This is a genomic window from Rathayibacter sp. VKM Ac-2803, assembly GCF_009807175.1.
Lineage (GTDB): Bacteria > Actinomycetota > Actinomycetes > Actinomycetales > Microbacteriaceae > Rathayibacter.
Genome location: NZ_WUCD01000001.1, coordinates 3306450 through 3323784 on the forward strand (window position 1 = coordinate 3306450; position 17335 = coordinate 3323784).

The window sequence follows — 17335 nt, forward strand, 5'->3', positions numbered from 1 at the left end:
CACCGTGGCGAGGATCGTGCAGTACCGCGAGATCGGCGGACCCGAGGTGCTCGAGGTGGTCGACGCTCCCGAGCCGGAGGCGCCCGCCGACGGCGTCGTCGTCGCGATCCGCGCGGCAGGCGTCAACCCGATCGAGTGGAAGATCCGCTCGGGGCTCCGACCGAGCCCGCCCCTCACGTCGCCCCGCCGACTCGGCGCTGACGGGGCGGGAGTCGTCACCGCGGTCGGTGCCGACGTCTCCGGCTGGAGCATCGGCGACGAGGTGATCGTGACCGGCGCGACCGGGACGTACGGCTCCTCCGTCGTCGTGGCGCCCGAGGCGCTCGACGCGAAGCCCGCGGGCCTGGGGTTCGAGGAGGCGGCGGCGCTCGGCATCCCGATCGGCACCGCCTACCAGGCCGTCGTGTCGCTCGGAGTCGCGGAGGGATCGACCTTCGTCGTCCACGCGGGAGCCGGCGCGGTCGGGCAGGCGGCGGTCCAGTTCGCCCGCGAGCGCGGCGCGACCGTGATCGCGACGGCCAGCCCGGCGAACCACGATCGACTCCGCGAGCTGGGTGCCGTGCCCGTCGCCTACGGGCCGGGGCTCGAGGAGCGACTGCGCGAGGCCGCCCCCGACGGGGTCGACCGCGTGCTCGACGCGGCGGGCACCGACGAGGCGATCGCCGCCTCCCTCGCGCTCGTGGACGACCCGCAGCACGTCGGGACGGTCGTCGTCGGTGCGCGAGCGGCCGAGCTGGGCATCAGAGCGTGGATGGGCGGCAGCCCGGTGCCGCTCACCGACGAGGAGCAGCGCCTGCGCCGCGAGGCGGTGCCGCACGCGGCGCGGCTCGCCGCCGAGGGGCGCTTCTCGGTCGAGACCGGGCCGCGGTTCTCGCTCGACGAGGTCGCGGAGGCGCACCGGCTGAGCGAGGACGGCCACGTCCGCGGGAAGATCCTCCTGGTGCCGTAGGCGCCCCCACCGCACCGAAGGAGCCCGCCGTGCCGGACGATGCCACCACCCCCGTGATCCTCGGAGGAGCGCGGACTCCGTTCGCGCGCTTCTCAGGGGCCTTCGCCTCGCTGTCGGCGGTCGAGCTCGGCGCCGCCGCCGTACGGGCGGCCCTCGAGCGCTCGGGTGCGTCGCCGGCCGACGTCGATGCGGTGATCCTCGGGCAGGTGCTGCAGGCGGGGGCCGGGCAGGGTCCGGCGCGGCAGACGTCGGTCCGCGCGGGGCTGGGCTGGGACGTGCCGACCGTCACGATCAACAAGCTCTGCCTGTCGGGCCTCACCGCCGTCATCGACGCGGCGCGTCTCATCCGCACCGGAGAGGCGTCGGTCGTGGTCGCCGGCGGTCAGGAGTCGATGACCGGCGCCCCGCACCTCCTGCTCGGCGCGCGATCGGGTCTCGGAGTCGGTGCAGGCCCGCTCGAGGACGCGCTGCTACACGACGGGCTGCTCGATCCCTTCGACGACCGCATCATGGGGCGGGTCACCGACGACGGCAACGCCGAGCGGGGCATCCGCCGCGAACGGCAGGACGCCTACGCTGCCCTCTCGCACCAGCGCGCCGCCACCGCACGGGCCTCGGGCGTCCTGGCCGAGGAGATCGCGCCGGTCGCGGTGCCCCAGCGCCGGGGCGACGACCTGGTCGTCACCGAGGACGACGGGATCCGGCCCGGGACGACGGTCGGGATCCTCGCGGGGCTGGCCCCCGCCTTCTCCCCGGAGGGGACGATCACGGCAGGCAGCTCCTCTCCACTCAGCGACGGGGCGGCCGCGCTCGTCGTCGTGTCGAAGGGCTGGGCTGCGGCGCGCCGGCTGCCCTGGATCGCCGAGATCCTCGAGCACGGGCAGGTCGCCGGACCCGACAACTCGCTGCACTCGCAGCCGTCGGCCGCCATCCTCCGTGCCCTGGCCCGCCGCGGGGCCGCGGTGGCCGACCTCGACCTGATCGAGATCAACGAGGCGTTCGCCTCGGTGGTGCTGCAGTCGGCCGACGATCTCGGCGTCGCTCCCGAGTCGGTCAACGTCGACGGAGGCGCGATCGCGCTCGGGCACCCCGTCGGCGCCTCCGGGGCGCGCCTCGCCCTGCATCTCGCGCTCGCCCTCCGGCGGCGCGGCGGAGGCCTCGGGGTCGCCGCGCTCTGCGGCGGCGGCGGACAGGGCGAGGCGCTGCTGCTGCGGGTGTGACCGTTCGCTCATCGGCCCCGCAGCGCCTCCAGGCCTCGGCCGCGCGGAGAGAGGGCGAGGCCCGCCAGGGGGATCAGAGCGGTGAGCGCCAGCAGTGCTCCGACATCGCTCGCGGCGAGCCGGAGGGCGAGCGGTGACCACGGGAGGAGGACCGCTGCCGCACCCACTCCGATCAGCAGCCCCACTCCCGTCTGCAGGGCCGTCTCGACGGTGAGGGCGAGCAGGAGGCGCGGGCTCGACATCCCGAGGCTGCGGTACAGGGCGAGGTCGCGGCGTCGAGCGAGCCAGGTCGCGCCGATGCCCAGCGCGCCGAGCGCGGCTCCGAGCGGTGGGCCGGCCGCGGAGAGGCGACCGGCCAGGCGGGAGTCGAGCGCGTCGCCGGGGCCGAGAGCGGGATCGAAGGGCGCGATCGTCGACTCGTACTCGGCGGGGAACCACGAGAGGGCGATCGCCTCGACTCCCGCGAGCGCCTCGTCGTCGGCCTCGACGAAGCACTCGACGACCGTCCCGGTGGCGGGTTCCGCGACGACGACGGCTCGATCGAGGAAGGGGATCCGGGGTGACGCGGCGGCCACCTGATCGATCCGGAGGGCGCGGGACTCGCCGTCGACGACGACGCCCGCCAGGGTGCCTGATCCGCTGAGTCCGGCGCGGGAGCCGAGGAGCGAGCCCGCCACAGCCGATCGCGACTCGTCCCGTCGGAGTGCCGCGCCGGGCCAGACCACCTCCGCGTAGCCCGGTGTCGCCGTGACCAGGGTGACGGACGAGCCGTCGGCCGCCGGCACCGTGGCGCTCTCGGTGACCCCTCCCGCCCCGGCCACCCCGGCGACGGACCGGAGTGCGTCGCAGCGGGCTGCGGGGAGAGGGACGCGATCCTTCGCCGAGATCGTCAGGACGGTGGAGCCCGCGAGGACGCGCTCCGCCGCCTCCGTCTCGACGGCGCCGACCTCGGCGCCGGTGAGCGCGGGCACCAGCAGACCCGCGAGGAGCGCGGTCGACACCGCCAGCGCGCTCAACGCCGAATGCCCGGCGACTGTCCGGACCGCCTCCTGCGCGAGGACGCCTCCACGGAAGCGCCGGTCAGCCACTGCGGGCCTCCCGAGGGTCGACGAGCAGCCCCGCGTCGATCCGGAGGAGGCGGTCGCAGGCCTCGGCGACGACGGGATCGTGAGTGGCGACGACGACCGCCGCGCCCTCCTGCGCCGCCCTCGTCAGGGCGTCGATCACGAAGGATCGCGACACCGCGTCGAGCGCGGCGGTGGGCTCGTCGGCCAGGATCAGCGCGCTCTCCGCGGCCATCGCCCGGGCCACGGCCACTCTCTGCCGCTCACCGCCGGAGAGCCGGTGCACCGCCTGCGGAGCGAGCGTCTCGATTCCGAGAGCCGTCATCACCCCGATCGCCGTTCTCTCCGCCGCACGGCGGGTGGCTCCCGAGGAGAGAGCCCCCAGGGCGACGTTGTCGAGGGCGCTGCGGCGGGCGAGCACGGGGGTCGACTGGACGATCCAGGCAGCACTCTCCCGCGCCACCGTCCGCACGGTGCCGCGGGTCGGGCGGAGGTCTCCCGCCACGACGCCGAGGAGGGTGGACTTGCCTGCTCCGGACGGGCCGACGAGGGCGACGGTCTCTCCGGACGAGAGGGCGAGCGACACGTCCTGGAGGATCGGGCGGGAGCCGCGGACGACCCCCACGCCGTCGAGCGTCACGAGCACGGCGGCTCCCCCGTCGCGGAGGCGACGAGCACCTCGTCGTCGTCGCCGAGCGGACCCGAGACGGTGCTGCGACCGAGCGCGCTCGACTCGACGGTGACCTCGACCGGCTCCCCGCTCGCCCCCGCCCGCCGCCTGAGGAGGCAGGCCGCGCCCGACCCGCTCTCGTCGACAGCGGTGCTCGGGACCACCCAGGTGCCGGGGGTCGGCTCGGCGATCAGCACGGCGTCGATCCTCGCCAGAGCGGGATCGATCATCTCGTCGAGCGCACCCCAGCCGGTGGCGTCGACACCCAGCCGGTCGACCGACAGGGGGAGCTCCCGCCCGCCGATCTCGAGCCGCTCCCCCACGGCCGCGACGACGGCGCTCTGCACGGTCGCTTCGGCGCCCTCGCCCGCCTCCGAGGTCCCCACCGCGTCGAGCAGCGCGGACGAGAGGGGCGGCCGGCTCGTCGCCACGGCGTCTCCCGGGGCGGGCGCCGGCGCTCCGACGCGGAGCGTCGTCGTCGCGATGCGCACCTCCGGCTGCGGCAGGAAGACCAGCCAGGCGGGGTCGAACGCCTCGAGCGCGTCAGACCCCGGCACCCCCAGATCGTCCGCGAGGGAGCGGACTCCGGTCAGGGTCCGAGCGGTGAACTCATCCGAGTCGGAGGCGGAGAGGTCCCGGCGGGCGAGCAGGCGGTTGAGCGAGGCGACGTCCGCCCCCTCGTCGCCGCGCCGGAGCTCCCGGCCGAACGGTCGATCGGAGGCGACGGCCGGCCGGTCGATCCCGCCGACGGTCGCCACGACGTCTCCGTCGCGCAGGAGGGTGCCCGGCGCGATCCCGGTCGCCTCGACGATCCCGCTCCACGCCGGGGCGTAGAGCTCGACGGCGGCGCCCCTGCCGACGACGACGCCGACCGAGCGCCGGGACGCGGCCGTGCTCGCCTGCACCGGCGACCAGACGTCGATGCTCGGTGCGAGTCCCGCCGTCCGGGTCGACTCCGCGAGCACGAGGTACCCGCCGATCGGGAGCGCGATCCACGCGAGCAGCCCGAGGGTGAGGAGAGCGCGCACGATCACGGAACCCGCGGAGATCCGCGATCGCCGCGCCACCCCTCGCACCACGTCAGTACCCCGCCGAGAGCGACGTCATCTCGGGGTAGAGGCGCGAGGCCTCGCTCAGCACGCAGTCGACCGCCTCCTCGGCCTCGGCCTCGCCGACGGAGTCGACGAAGTCGGCGACCTCGGTCTCCTCGCCCGTCGCCGCGAGCCCCTTGCCGCGCAGGCACTCGGCGGTCGCCTCCGCCAGAGGTGCGTCCATCACCTGCGGCTGCGACAGCTCGTAGGCCTGGGCCGCGCTCGTGCGGTAGACGGCCTCGCACTCGTCGATGTCGGCCAGCGCGGCGGTCTGCTCGCGCGTGCCGATGTCGACCGAGGACTGGTACCTCACCCCGTCCACCGGGCTGATCTGCGGGCCCTCGACGCTCAGGCCCTTGTCGGTGAGACAGCGGGCGTAGAGGACGAACGACGCGTCGTACTCCTCGAAGGTCACGACGCCGTCCTCGAGGAGCTCCGCCTGCTCCTCGTGCCCGGCGTCCCGCTCCTGGGCCGCGAGCGCCTCGATCCGACCGGACGACATCGGCTCGTGACGGACGGAGCCGCTCGGGCCTCCGGCGGCGCAGCCGGCGAGCCCGAGGAGCGCGGCGAGACCGGCGAGCGCGGTGATGGATCGTCGCATCACGTGTTCCGCGGGTATCCGCCGTTGATCGAGTGGTTGCCGTAGACCGTCGCGGACTGCGGGTTCGACCGGCTCGCGGTGACGCTCCCCCAGTTGTACTGCCACGATCCGACCGAGGCTCCGGCGATCGCGCGGGCACCCGCGGACTTGTTGCCCCAGCAGTACCCGTTGAAGGACGTGAAGGCGACGGCCTGACCGCCGCTCGGGTTGCTGCGGTAGTAGTACGCGCCCGAGTTGCAGCCGCCGCCCGGCGTGATCTGACTCGACCCCGAGCCGTAGGCGAGAGCCGTGGGCGCGGCGAGACCTGCGACGAGGGCCGCCGAGGCGAGGGCGACCAGAGCTGTGCGCCGTGATCGACGAGACATGATTCCTCCTTGATGGCGGGGCGGGTGGGATCCGCCCCGAGGTGAGTAGTGCTCAGATCGTAGGACTCAGCCTCCCATACTCGGATGGTGATCGGCACGTCTCGGGACGACTGCGTGCTCTTCCGCTCCTGTGGAGGAGCGAAGCGTCGATCGCGGGCCCGCCGATGCCGCTCCCCGCGGTCCGGTGCCGCCTCAGTACCCCACCGAGAGGGCGGGCATCTCGGGATAGAGGCGGGTCGCCTCATCGAGGACGCAGTCCATCACCACGTCGTCCTCGGCCTCTCCGACCGACTCGACGAAGTCGACGACGTTCGCCTCCTCCCCCGTCACGGAGAGGCCCCTCCCGGTCAGGCACTCCCCGGCCGCCGTCGCGAGCGGGGGATCCATGACCTGCGGTCGGGACAGCTCGTAGGCCTGGGCGACGCTCGTCGAGTACCTCGCCTGGCACTCGTCGATGTCGGCGAGCGCGGCGGACCGCTCCCGCGTGCCGATGTCGGTCGACGACTCGTATCTGACACCGTCCACCGGGCTGACCTGAGGACCCTCGACCGTGAAGCCCTTGCCGGTCAGGCACTCGGCGTAGCGGGTGAAGGACGCGTCGTACTCCTCGAACGTCACGACGCCGTCCTCGAGGGACTCCGCCTGCTCATCGTGACCCGACTCGCGCTCCTGCTCCCCGAGGGCCTCGATCTGCGCGGACGACAGCGGCTCGTGCCGGACGGAGTCGTCCGGCACCGCTCCCGAGCAGCCCGCGAGCACGAGCAGCACGACGGCTCCCGAGCCGGAGAGCGCGAGACCTCGACGCCCCATCAGGTGCTCCGCACGTATCCGCCGTTGATGGAGTGGTTGCCGTACACCGTGGCGTTCGCGGGCTTCGTGATCGAGGCGCTCACCGAGCCCCAGTTGTACTGCCACTTGCCGACCGACGCTCCGGCGATCGGCTGCGCCCCCGCCGACTTGTTGCCCCAGCAGTACCCGTCGAACGAGGTGAAGGCGTTGGCTCTGCCGCTGCCCGCATCGCTCCGGTAGTAGTAGGTGCCGGCATTGCAGCCGCCTCCCGGGGTGACCCTGGCCTGGCCCGACCCGTACGCCTCCGCCGGAGCGGCGACCGCTCCGGCGAGAAGAGCGGCGGCGATCGCTGCCGCGATCCGACGTGTGCGCAGTGACATGGTGTTCCTCCTCGATGCGAGACGGCCGATCCGTCTCGACGAGGTGAGCATATGTCGCAGTACCATCTCAGTATGCACTCCGCGACGCCGGCCGTGCACAGGCAACCAAGTGCGACGCCGTGGAGGAGCACCGAGCCCGAGGGCCGCAGCTCCGCTCCCGGATACGCTCGACGGATGAGCATCCTCAGCGCCGACGGCCTCGCCTTCGTGACCGATCGCCACCTGGCCACCCTCTCGACCCCGTGGCAGCAGGGGCGCCTCCACGTCGTCGCCGTCGGGTTCACCTATGAGGACGGAGTGGTGCGCGTCATCACCTCGCGCGAGAGCCAGAAGGTGCTGAACGTCCGCCGCGGCGGCACCGCGACCGTCAGCCAGGTCGACGGCATCCGCTGGCTCAGCCTCGGCGGCCCCGCGACGATCGAGGAGGAGCCCGATGCCGTCGCGCACGCGGTCGAGCTCTACTCCGCTCGGTACCGGACGCCGCGCCCGAACCCGCTCCGCGTCGCCATCCGCATCGACGTCGACTTCGCCCTCGCCTCCTCGGGCCTCCGCGCGGAGTAGCCGGGTGCCCCGCTCCGACGCCCTCGGCCGGGGTGCACCCGTCTCGTCGCAGCGCACCTACCGCTACGTCCGCGTCTCGCTCTGCGCAGCCGTTCTCCTGCTCGGCGTCGGCGTCGTCTGGCACCTGATCGCTCTCGGTCCCCTCCGCTCGATCAGCGCCGCGTACTACACGCCGGCGCGCAGCGTCTTCGTCGGCGCCCTCGTCGCCGTAGCCGTCGCGCTCGTCGTGCTGGCGGGCCGCAGTGTCCGGCGCTACCTGCTCCTCCTGGCCGGGATGATCGCGCCGATCATCGCGCTGGTCCCCGTTCCGCTCGACGCCGGCGAGCTGCCCGGCGCCGGCTGCGCCGACGGCGCCGCGCGCTGCCTGCCCGCGGGCACTGTCGACGAGGTCGCGGTGGGGATGCTCGCCTACCTGACCGTGTCGGCCGCGGTGCTCGCCGCCTCCGTCGTCTTCCTCGCACTCGACCGCTCCCTCGACCGCTGGGCCGTCCTGCGCTGCGGCATCGCCGCGCTCCTGCTCGCGGCCGTCGGGCTCTGGTCGACGCAGCCGTCGTTCGGCCTCGTCGCGCACTACGCGGCCGCCGGTGCCTTCTTCGTGCTGATCGCCGCCGTCGCCGGGATCCACGCGGCGGAGGTCGGCGCCGAGGGGGTCACCGGACCGGGCTCGCCCGTCGTCTACGCGCGCTGCTACGCGGCCCTCGCGGCCCTGATCGCTCTGGTCGAGGTGCTGCTGATCGCGCTCGTCGCCACGGGCAGCGGCGCGAGTCTGCTGGGCGACCAGTGGCTCCTGATCGGCGAGGCGGCCGCGCTGGCGCTGTTCGCGGCGTTCTGGGTGCTGCAGACCGTCGAGAACTGGGACGAGCCGGACGCGACCGTGCGCTGACACATCGTGTCCCCCGAATACGGCGCACTCTCTCGCGCGGCGGGGGGAGCTGTCAACCTCCGTGACCTCTCGGGATCCCGGTCATACGGTCGGGATCGACGACGCCGCTCTCCCCCTCACCCCCACCGGACGGTCACCACCGCCCGGTGATCGGCGGCGCGTCAGCGCGACCCCACCCTCGACGAAGAAGGAAGTCACATGATCGACAGCACTGCGATCGACAGCATCATCGGATCCCCCGTCCACGGCTCCGACGGAGACAAGATCGGCTCGGTCGAGCAGGTCTACGTCGCCGACGAGAGCGGAACGCCCGTCTGGGCGACCGTCCGCACCGGTCTCTTCGGCACCTCGGAGTCGTTCGTCCCGCTCGAGGGCGCCTCGTTCGACGATGGCCGCCTGAGCGTCGCCTACGACAAGTCGTTCGTGAAGGACGCACCGCGGATCGACGCCGACGGCGCGCTCAACGCCGACGAGGAGGCGGACCTCTACCGCTACTACAACCTCGGCGGCGCGGCCTCGGCCTCCGAGACCGAGAACGTCGACAGCGCGGCCGGCTTCGGCGGAACGACCGACGTCGACACCACTCCCGACCACGCCACCACCACCGGCGTCGACACCACCGTCGGCCACGACACCTCCGGCCCGACCACCGACGACGCGATGACGCGCTCCGAGGAGCAGCTGCACGTCGGCACCGAGCGCGTGGAGGCCGGGCGCGCCCGCCTCCGCAAGCACGTCGTCACCGAGCAGGAGACCGTCACCGTGCCGGTCAGCCACGACGAGGTCCGCGTCGTCCGCGAGCCGATCACCGATGCGAACATCGGCTCGGCGACCGCCGGCCCGGACCTCAGCGAGGAGGAGCACGAGGTCGTCCTCACCGAGGACCGCGTCGTCGCCGCCAAGGAGACCGTCCCGGTCGAGCGCGTCTCGCTCGGCACCGAGACGGTCACCGAAGAGCGCCAGGTGACCGAGGACGTCAGCCACGAGGAGATCGAGATCGACGACGCGACCTCGCGCCGCACGACCGACGGCGTCTGACGACTCCGAGAACACCACGTCGCAGCGGCGGGGGCGATGACCGCCTCCGCCGCTGCGGCGTTCGCAGCACCCCGGCCGCAGCAGCGCCCGCCGGGAGGACCACCGAGGAGAACCGTGTCCCAGACCAGCACCGAGCGCGAGCAGACCGCTCCCGATCCTGACGACTCCCGCAAGCCCGACGATCCGACGGATGTCACCGCGCGCTCCTGGGGCTACGTCCTCAAGAAGACGCTGCGCGAGTTCGGCGCCGATCAGTGCACCGACCTCGCCGCGGCGCTCACCTACTACGCGGTCCTCGCCCTCTTCCCGGGCCTCCTGGCGATCGTCTCGATCCTGGGGCTCTTCGGGCAGGCCGAGTCGACCACGAGCACCGTGCTCGAGCTCGCGGGCGGCTTCGTCTCCCCCGACGTCCTCGACACGGTCCGCGGCCCGCTGAAGGAGCTGACCTCCTCGAACGCCGCCGGCGTCGCCTTCGTCGCCGGCCTGCTCGGCGCGCTCTGGTCGGCCTCCGGCTACGTCGGCGCCTTCGGCCGCGCGATGAACCGGATCTACGGGATCGACGAGGGGCGCCCGATCTGGAAGCTCCGCCCGACGATGCTCGGCATCACCCTCGTGACGGTCGCGCTGCTCGTGATCGCCGGCCTCATCCTCGTGCTCAGCGGACCGATCGCCGAGACCATCGGCGACGCCATCGGCCTGGGCGAGGTCGCTCTCACGGTGTGGAGCATCGCGAAGTGGCCGGTCCTGATCGTGATCATGGTGGTCATCGTCGCCGTGCTCTACCACTGGTCGCCCAATGTGAAGCAGCCGAAGTTCGCCTGGACGAGCCTCGGCTCGGTCCTCGCCCTCGTGATCTGGGCCCTCGCCTCCGCCGGCTTCGCCTTCTACGTCGCGAACTTCAGCAACTACAACAAGACCTACGGCGCACTGGGCGGCGTGATCGTCTTCCTCCTCTGGCTCTGGATCACGAACCTGGCGCTGCTGTTCGGCGCCGAGTTCGACGCCGAGCTCGAGCGCGGCCGTCAGCTGCAGGCCGGCATCGAGGCGGAGGAGGTCCTCCAGCTCCCGCCGCGCGACACCCGCCTCAGCGAGAAGAAGGCGAAGAAGCACGCGGACGACGTGGCCGACGGCCGCGAGCTGCGCGAGAGCGCCGGGAAGCCGCAGAAATGAGCGACCCCGTCTCGGTGATCCGCTCGGAGGAGCGGCTCGAGGTCACGACGGTCCGCATCGCGACCGAGCGCCTGCGCATCCGGAGGGTCATCGTGACGGAGGAGCGCACCGTCACGGTCCGCCTCCGCCGCGAGGAGCTGGTGATCGAGCGGGAGCCGGTCGAGAGCTCGCCGGTCGGCGACTCCCCGGTCGCCGGCCCGGTGACGATGGTCCTGCACGCGGAGGAGCCCGTCGTCACCACCCGCGTCGTCCCCGTCGAGCGCGTCAGTGTGATCGTCGACCGCATCACGGCGATGCGGACGGTCAGCGACTCGGTCCGCAAGGAGCGCGTCGACGTGCACCGCTCGGTCTCGGCGCTGCTCGACGAGAACGCGGAGTAGCCGGCCGTCCGCGTCAGGCGAGGAACTCGGCGAGCGCGGCGAGCAGGCGATCGACGTCCTCCTCGTCGGTGTACGGAGCCACACCGATGCGCAGTCCCGCCGAATCCTCGAGGCCGAGACGATCGAAGGCCTCGCGCGCGTAGAACGAGCCCGCCGGTGCCAGGACGTCGCGCTCCGCGAGGAACCGCGAGGCGTCGGCGGAGGCGTGCGACGCGAACGTCACCAGCAGCGTCGGGGTGCGGTCCCGCGCCCTCGAGTGCACGGTGACCTCGTCGCCGAGGGCCGCCAGACCCGACTCGAGTCGTGTCCGCAGCGCGAGCTCGTGCTCGTGGACGGCCTGGGCCGACGCCAGCAGTCGCGCCCGCCGACCGATCGCGTCGCCCGGTGCGATCGCGGCGAGGAACTCCACGGCGGCCGTCACTCCCGCCAGGATCTCGTAGGGCAGCGTGCCGAACTCGAACCGCTCGGGGACGACGTCGGTCGAGGGCAGCAGCTTGTCCGGATGCAGCGATTCGAGCAGCTCCGGGGCCGCGACGAGCACGCCGCAGTGCGGACCGAGGAACTTGTACGGCGAGCAGACGAAGAAGTCCGCGCCGAGCGCGCTCACGTCGACCGCCGAGTGCGCGGTGTAGTGCACGCCGTCGATGTAGACGAGAGCGCCGACGGCGTGCGCCGCGTCGGCGATCGCGCGCACGGGCGGGATCGTGCCGAGCAGGTTGGAGGCGGCCGTGATCGCCACGAGCCTCGTGCGCTCCGTGATCGCGCCGGCGACCGACCCCGGGTCGATCTCCGCTGTCGCGGGATCGAAGTCGATCCAGCGCACCGTGGCGCCGGCCGCCACAGCCGCCTGGATCCACGGGCGCACGTTCGCGTCGTGATCCAGCCGGGACACGACGACCTCGTCGCCCGGCGCCCAGGTCGTGGCCAGGTGCCGCGAGAAGTCGTAGGTGAGCTGGGTCGCGCTCCGGCCGTGGACGACACCCCTGCCGTCGTCGCCCAGGAGATCGGCGATCGCGGAGCGGAACCCGGCGACGCACTCCTCGGCGTTGCGCTCGGAGACGGTCGCTGACCCGCGGATCGACAGCGGCCCCGTGATCGTGCGGAGGATCGCCTCGCCGACCGCGGTGGGAGTCTGCGTCCCGCCCGGCCCGTCGAAGTGCGCGATGCCGGACTGGAGACTGGGGAAGTGCGCGCGGAGGGCGGCGATCTCGAGGGCCATGCCCTCACTGTCGCAGACGCAGGTCGGAGGCGCGGGATCGACTCCGGACGGCCCGGGAACGACGAAGGCCCGCTCTCACGAGCGGGCCTTCACGTGCTGATCTGATCAGCACTGGTGGATCCGAGGGGATTCGAACCCCTGACCTCTTCATTGCGAACGAAGCGCGCTACCAACTGCGCCACGGACCCGTGCCCTTCGAACCGTCACCGGCCCGAACAACTCGTCCACACTAGCACGCGGCGAGCCGGGGCTCGGACGGGCTCAGGCCCCGCGACGGCGCTGCAGCGCCTGGTCGAGATCGATCGCGTCGACGCCCTCGACGACGCCCATCGAGGCGAACCGCGACGACGGTCGGGGCGCCTCCGGGGCCGGAGCCGAGGGGCGCGGCGCGCGGATCGGTGCGACCTCGGGGGCCGCAGCCGCAGCGCGCTGGGCGAGCTCCGCATCCGCTGCCGCTGCACGCAGGCGCTCGACCGCATCGATGGACGCCATGGCGCTGGCCGCGACGGTGCCGCGGGAGAGGTAGAGGGGCTTCGGGAGCGGCTGCGGGGTCCAGCGTGCCTCGGCGGCGACGGGCGCCTCCTCGACGTCCTCGGACTCCTCGGCGAGCTCCGCCTCGAACACCTCCGCGCGCCGGCGGGCGATCTCGCCCGTGTCGGTCGCGACCGCGGCAGGCGCGCTCTGCCGGCGGCGACCCGGAGCGAGCAGGATCAGCGTGCCCAGCCCGGCCGCGAGCACGAGGGCTCCCACCAGGGGCACCGCTCCGGTGCCGCCGAAGGGCAGCATCACGAGCCCCACCAGCGCGGCCACGAAGCCCACGAGCACCGTCAGCGCCGCACCCTGGCGCCAGCGCAGCGCGCTCGGCCCGGACTGGGTGCTCCGCCTCGTGCTCGCGGCCGCCCGCCGCAGCGCCTCGCGCGCCGCCTTCTCCGCCTGTGCCAGCTCCATCGCCTGTGCCTTCTCTTCGGCTCGTCGTCGTGTCTCGGTCACCCGGAGCCTGCGCTGCTGGAGCGCGACCTCTCGGGCCGTCGCCTCCGCACGCACGTGCTCGGGCACTTCCGCGGTCTCGGCGAGGATGCGCAGGGTCTGCTGCAGTCTCACCGCGTTGCGCTCGGTCGCGTTGAACGACCGGCGGCGCATCCACGTGGGGATGAGGTAGGCGACCCACAGAACGGCGGCGAGCGCCCAGACGACGCCCCCACCCAGCCAGTCGCTACTCATGGAGCCAACGCTAGGAGTACGCGGTGCCTGCGTCCGTGATTACGGGTAGGTGTGTCCGTACGGATCGCGGATCAATCGGGCCCCCGACGAGGGGACGCCCGCGCCGTCGGGCGGGCCCGAGAGCCCGGAGCGACGCGACGCGCGGACGTCGGCGTCGGTCGGCACGCCGACGTCGGCCGGCACCTGGCCGTCGAGGTAGCGGCGCAGGACCCCGCGCGGCACCTCCTCCGACACCAGAGCGAAGCAGAAGTGGTCGCGCCAGTCGCCGTTGATGTGGATGAAGCGGCGGCGCAGCCCCTCGTAGCGGAATCCGAGCTTCTCGACGACCCGCAGGCTCGGCCGGTTCTCGGGGCGGATGCAGATCTCGATGCGGTGCAGCCCGAGGTCGAAGAAGGCGTGGTCGGTCGCCAGAGCCACCGCGATCGGCGTGATGCCGCGACCGGCGAAGCGCTCCGAGACCCAGTAGCCGATCGATCCGGAGGAGAGCGAGCCGTAGCCGATGCCGGAGATGTTCAGCTGTCCCGCGAGCTCGCCGTCCCAGTCGATGAGGAAGGGAGCTCCTCCGCCGGCGCGGGCGTTCTGCTGCAGAGCGCGGATGCTCGCGCGCACGTCGAAGGCGGCGCCGCCGCGGGGGTCGGACGCCTCCCACTGCCGCAGCCACGCCCGGTTGGCGATCAGCTCGCGCTCGAGCGGACGGGCGTCCCTGACCCTGATCGGGCGGAGGGTGACACGACCCTCGGAGAGGGTCGGTATCGGCAGTGGCATGCCCCGACCCTACTGCGCACTCGCGACCGCAGAAGGGGCTGGACTCGCGCGGGTCAGTCGCTCACGCCTCACGCGCGAACGGCCGGGATCCCCGTGTCGCCAGGGGATCTCGGCCGTTCGCACGCCTCTCGCGGCGAGGCGTCAGAGGGTCGCGGCGAACTCCTTGAGCCAGGGCTTGAGGTCGACGCCGAGGTCGTCGCGGTCGGACGCGAGCTGCACGATCGCCTTGATGTAGTCGAGCTTGTCGCCGGTGTCGTAGCGGCGGCCGCGGAAGACGACGCCGTAGACGCCGCCGAACTCGGCCGGATCCTGCGCCATGCGCTCGAGGGCGTCGGTCAGCTGGATCTCGCCGCCCTTGCCGGGCGCGGTCTCGTCGAGGACGCCGAAGACGTCGGGCTTGAGGACGTACCGGCCGATGATGGCGAGATTCGACGGAGCGTCCTCCTTCGAGGGCTTCTCGACCAGGCCGGTGATGCGCACCACGTCGTCCTCGTCGGTCGTCTCGACCGCGGCGCAGCCGTAGAGGTGGATCTGGTCGGGGTCGACCTCGAGCAGGGCGACCACGGTGGTGTCGCGCTGCTCGGCGACGTCGATCATCCGGGTCAGGAGGGGGTCGCGGGCGTCGATCAGGTCGTCGCCGAGGAGCACCGCGAACGGCTCGTCACCGACGTGGCGCTGAGCGCGCGAGACGGCGTGGCCGAGGCCCTTCGGCTCGCCCTGGCGGACGAAGTGCACATCGGCGAGGTCGCTCGCGTACTTGACGTGGGCGAGCTTCGCGTCGTCGAGCTTCTTGGCGAGGTTGTGCTCGAGCTCGGGGACCGAGTCGAAGTGGTTCGCGAGCGCGTTCTTGTTGCGACCGATGATCACGAGGACGTCCTGCAGACCGGCGTCGGCGGCCTCCTCGACCACGTACTGGATCGCGGGCTTGTCGACGACGGGGAGCATCTCCTTCGGGATGGCCTTGGTCGCCGGCAGGAACCGGGTGCCGAGACCGGCGGCGGGGATGACGGCTTTGCGGATTCGAGTGCCCATGGGGCGCCATAGTAGCGGAGCCGGTGGTCGGTGATGTTTCCGCGGTCGGGCCGGTGTGCGGAGCTCGCGCGCCCCCTTTCCCGGGCCATCGTTGCGCAGAGAGCGCGCTCTCCCGCGCCGCCTCGGGGCCGAACCGCCCGGATCTAGACTGGGCGCATGCCCGCCGACATCACGCACGAGAAGCGCGCGCTCCGTGCCGAGCTGCGCGAGCGCCGACGCACGCAGACCGCGACGGCCCGCGAGCAGGCCGCCGCCCGCATCACGGAGCACCTGATCGAGCTGGCCACCCGGACGAAGGCCACCTCGCTCGCCTGCTACCTCTCGGCGCCCGACGAGCCGAGCACCCGTCCGTTCCTCGGCTGGGCCGAGGGCCGCGGCATCCGCGTCCTCTTCCCCATCTCCCGGCAGGACGGCCTCCTCGACTGGGCCGTCGGCGACGGCCACACCGAGACGCAGGGCCTGTTCGGCATGCCGGAGCCGGTCGGCAAGCTGCTCGGACCCATCGCCATCAACGACGTGGACCTGATCATCGTCCCTGCCGCCACCGTCGACCGTCAGGGCATGCGGATGGGCTGGGGCCGCGGCTACTTCGACAAGACGCTCGGCTCGATGGAGAAGTGCCCGCCGGTCTACGCGGTCGTGTTCGACAGCGAGCTCGTCGACCGCGTGCCGAGCGAAGTGCACGACCAGGCCGTCGACGGAGTCGTGACTCCCTCCGGCATCGTCGACCTGCGCCGCTGATCCCCTCCTTCCCCTGATCCGCCCTCCTGAGGAGCCACCCGTGCCCACCTACTCCTACCGCTGCACGCAGTGCGGCAACGCCTTCGACATCCAGCAGAAGTTCACCGACGACACGCTCACCGAGTGCCCGAGCTGCCAGGGAGCGCTCCGCAAGGTGTTCAGCGCGGTCGGCGTGACCTTCAACGGCTCCGGCTTCTACCGCACCGACTCGCGCTCGTCGGAGTCGAAGTCGGGCGAGAAGTCGTCGTCGGGCTCGGGCGAGTCGTCGCCATCGGGCTCCGGCGAGAAGTCCGGAGGCGCGGCCGCGCCGGCGTCGACCTCGACGGCGTCCAACGGGTCGGGATCGTCGTCCTCCTCCTCGTCCTCCAGCTCGGGATCCTCGTCCTCGGGATCCTCCTCCTCGGGATCCTCCTCCTCCGGGTCGTCCTCCTCCGGGAGCTGAGCCGACCCCCTCCCCCGCCCGCCGGCAGAAACGGACCAGACCATGATCAACGGCTTCAAAGAGTTCATCCTCCGAGGCAACGTCATCGACCTGGCCGTGGCCGTGGTCATCGGCGCGGCGTTCACCACGATCGTCAACGCCATCGTCACCGGGATCTTCAATCCGATCATCGGGCTGCTGTTCGACGCGTCCTCTCTCTCCGCCCTGGTCTGGACCGTCCGCGAGGGAACCGGCGGAGAGGACCCGACGGTCATCGCCTACGGAGCGGTCGTCTCGGCGCTCATCCAGTTCGTGATCGTCGCGTTCGTCCTCTACTTCGCCTTCGTCGTGCCGATCAACCACCTCAAGAACAGCGCCTTCAAGAAGAAGATGGACGACGCCCCCGCCGCCGAGGACAAGGCCCCCACCGAGCTCGAGCTGCTCGCCGACATCCGCGACCTCCTCGCCAACGGCGGCACCGCCACCACCGCCAACTCGGGGAAGCACGTGGACTGAGTTGTTCTGTTCTTTCTCGCCAGCGGCGAGAAAGAACCGCGGTCGGCTTCGCGAGATGGGGAGTTCCGCAGAGCGCTGTGCGGACGGAGCGGCCGAAACGCTGGCACGCGTTTCCGACGACTCCTATTCCCCAGGGAGGTCGGCCTCTCGGCCTTCCGGGATGCGTCTCGCGGTGCGGTTCAGAGCGGCTGAGGGAGTCGCCCTGGCGGGCATCCGGTTCCAGGCGCGGGGGCCGTCGCCCTCCATGCTGGTCGAGTAG

General features: G+C 72.5%; 21 protein-coding genes and 1 tRNA gene. 10 read left to right on the top strand and 12 right to left on the bottom strand.

Annotated features, from left to right (window positions below):
• Window positions 1–4: 4 nt before the first annotated feature.
• Window positions 5–949 (top strand): NADP-dependent oxidoreductase, encoded by a 945-nt coding sequence (locus GRS96_RS15400; RefSeq protein ID WP_159856843.1) that lies wholly within the window; start codon window positions 5–7, stop codon window positions 947–949.
• 29 nt (window positions 950–978) lie between these two features.
• Complete coding sequence (locus GRS96_RS15405) at window positions 979–2169, top strand: acetyl-CoA C-acyltransferase (RefSeq protein WP_159988894.1); 1191 nt, start codon at window positions 979–981, stop codon at window positions 2167–2169.
• An 8-nt stretch (window positions 2170–2177) separates the two neighbouring features.
• On the opposite strand, the gene GRS96_RS15410 is transcribed toward GRS96_RS15405, so the two are convergent.
• From GRS96_RS15410 to GRS96_RS15440, 7 genes are all read right to left on the bottom strand, one after another.
• Complete coding sequence (locus tag GRS96_RS15410; protein WP_159856847.1) at window positions 2178–3257, bottom strand: hypothetical protein; 1080 nt, start codon at window positions 3255–3257, stop codon at window positions 2178–2180.
• Complete coding sequence (locus GRS96_RS15415) at window positions 3250–3879, bottom strand: ATP-binding cassette domain-containing protein (protein ID WP_159988895.1); 630 nt, start codon at window positions 3877–3879, stop codon at window positions 3250–3252. Before GRS96_RS15415 ends, GRS96_RS15410 begins: the two co-directional genes overlap by 8 nt.
• Complete coding sequence (locus GRS96_RS15420) at window positions 3870–4931, bottom strand: hypothetical protein (RefSeq protein WP_159988896.1); 1062 nt, start codon at window positions 4929–4931, stop codon at window positions 3870–3872. The genes GRS96_RS15415 and GRS96_RS15420 overlap by 10 nt, the downstream gene beginning before the upstream one ends.
• Before the next feature lie 52 nt (window positions 4932–4983).
• The gene (locus tag GRS96_RS15425; RefSeq protein ID WP_159988897.1) at window positions 4984–5595 is read right to left on the bottom strand and encodes a hypothetical protein; all 612 of its coding nucleotides are present in this window, start codon (window positions 5593–5595) and stop codon (window positions 4984–4986) included.
• Window positions 5595–5960 carry a hypothetical protein gene (locus GRS96_RS15430; protein WP_159856855.1) on the bottom strand — a complete coding sequence of 122 codons (366 nt, stop codon included), beginning with the start codon at window positions 5958–5960 and terminating at the stop codon, window positions 5595–5597. Before GRS96_RS15430 ends, GRS96_RS15425 begins: the two co-directional genes overlap by 1 nt.
• A 192-nt stretch (window positions 5961–6152) precedes the next feature.
• Window positions 6153–6770 carry a hypothetical protein gene (locus tag GRS96_RS15435; RefSeq protein ID WP_159988898.1) on the bottom strand — a complete coding sequence of 206 codons (618 nt, stop codon included), beginning with the start codon at window positions 6768–6770 and terminating at the stop codon, window positions 6153–6155.
• Window positions 6770–7129, bottom strand: coding sequence for a hypothetical protein (locus GRS96_RS15440; RefSeq protein ID WP_159988899.1), 360 nt, complete (start codon window positions 7127–7129; stop codon window positions 6770–6772). Before GRS96_RS15440 ends, GRS96_RS15435 begins: the two co-directional genes overlap by 1 nt.
• Window positions 7130–7303: 174 nt before the next feature.
• Here GRS96_RS15440 and GRS96_RS15445 point away from each other — a divergent pair, with 174 nt between their 5' ends.
• The 5 genes from GRS96_RS15445 (at window position 7304) to GRS96_RS15465 (ending at window position 11161) form a co-directional block, all read left to right on the top strand.
• A complete protein-coding gene (locus GRS96_RS15445) occupies window positions 7304–7690 on the top strand; it encodes a pyridoxamine 5'-phosphate oxidase family protein (protein WP_159856861.1) in 387 nt (128 codons plus the stop codon).
• Between the two features lie 4 nt (window positions 7691–7694).
• Window positions 7695–8573: a hypothetical protein gene (locus GRS96_RS15450; RefSeq protein WP_159856863.1), complete on the top strand. Its 879-nt coding sequence runs from the start codon at window positions 7695–7697 to the stop codon at window positions 8571–8573.
• 198 nt (window positions 8574–8771) lie between these two features.
• The gene (locus GRS96_RS15455) at window positions 8772–9611 is read left to right on the top strand and encodes a DUF2382 domain-containing protein (RefSeq protein WP_159856865.1); all 840 of its coding nucleotides are present in this window, start codon (window positions 8772–8774) and stop codon (window positions 9609–9611) included.
• A 114-nt stretch (window positions 9612–9725) separates the two neighbouring features.
• Window positions 9726–10781, top strand: coding sequence for a YihY/virulence factor BrkB family protein (locus GRS96_RS15460; RefSeq protein WP_159988900.1), 1056 nt, complete (start codon window positions 9726–9728; stop codon window positions 10779–10781).
• On the top strand, window positions 10778–11161 hold the full coding sequence (locus tag GRS96_RS15465) for a DUF2382 domain-containing protein (protein WP_159988901.1): 384 nt from the start codon (window positions 10778–10780) through the stop codon (window positions 11159–11161). The genes GRS96_RS15460 and GRS96_RS15465 overlap by 4 nt, the downstream gene beginning before the upstream one ends.
• A 13-nt stretch (window positions 11162–11174) precedes the next feature.
• Here the strand turns inward: GRS96_RS15465 and GRS96_RS15470 are convergent, their stop codons facing one another.
• The 5 genes from GRS96_RS15470 to galU form a co-directional block, all read right to left on the bottom strand.
• Window positions 11175–12380 carry a cysteine desulfurase-like protein gene (locus GRS96_RS15470; RefSeq protein ID WP_159988902.1) on the bottom strand — a complete coding sequence of 402 codons (1206 nt, stop codon included), beginning with the start codon at window positions 12378–12380 and terminating at the stop codon, window positions 11175–11177.
• Window positions 12381–12492: 112 nt separating this feature from the next.
• Window positions 12493–12568: transfer RNA gene (locus GRS96_RS15475), tRNA-Ala, on the bottom strand.
• Window positions 12569–12641: 73 nt separating this feature from the next.
• The gene (locus GRS96_RS15480; protein ID WP_159988903.1) at window positions 12642–13601 is read right to left on the bottom strand and encodes a hypothetical protein; all 960 of its coding nucleotides are present in this window, start codon (window positions 13599–13601) and stop codon (window positions 12642–12644) included.
• Window positions 13602–13640: 39 nt separating this feature from the next.
• Complete coding sequence (locus GRS96_RS15485) at window positions 13641–14366, bottom strand: GNAT family N-acetyltransferase (RefSeq protein WP_159856875.1); 726 nt, start codon at window positions 14364–14366, stop codon at window positions 13641–13643.
• 141 nt (window positions 14367–14507) lie between these two features.
• Window positions 14508–15398 (bottom strand): UTP--glucose-1-phosphate uridylyltransferase GalU, encoded by an 891-nt coding sequence (gene galU / locus GRS96_RS15490; RefSeq protein WP_159856877.1) that lies wholly within the window; start codon window positions 15396–15398, stop codon window positions 14508–14510.
• A gap of 156 nt (window positions 15399–15554) precedes the next feature.
• Between galU and GRS96_RS15495 the strand changes: the two genes are divergently transcribed.
• Genes GRS96_RS15495 through mscL form a run of 3 tightly spaced genes read left to right on the top strand, consistent with a single transcriptional unit; the run spans window position 15555 to window position 17076 of the window.
• Window positions 15555–16139: a 5-formyltetrahydrofolate cyclo-ligase gene (locus tag GRS96_RS15495; RefSeq protein WP_159856879.1), complete on the top strand. Its 585-nt coding sequence runs from the start codon at window positions 15555–15557 to the stop codon at window positions 16137–16139.
• A 40-nt stretch (window positions 16140–16179) separates the two neighbouring features.
• Complete coding sequence (locus GRS96_RS15500; RefSeq protein ID WP_159988904.1) at window positions 16180–16581, top strand: FmdB family zinc ribbon protein; 402 nt, start codon at window positions 16180–16182, stop codon at window positions 16579–16581.
• Window positions 16582–16623: 42 nt separating this feature from the next.
• Window positions 16624–17076 carry a large conductance mechanosensitive channel protein MscL gene (gene mscL, locus GRS96_RS15505; RefSeq protein ID WP_159988905.1) on the top strand — a complete coding sequence of 151 codons (453 nt, stop codon included), beginning with the start codon at window positions 16624–16626 and terminating at the stop codon, window positions 17074–17076.
• Window positions 17077–17335 lie beyond the last annotated feature (259 nt).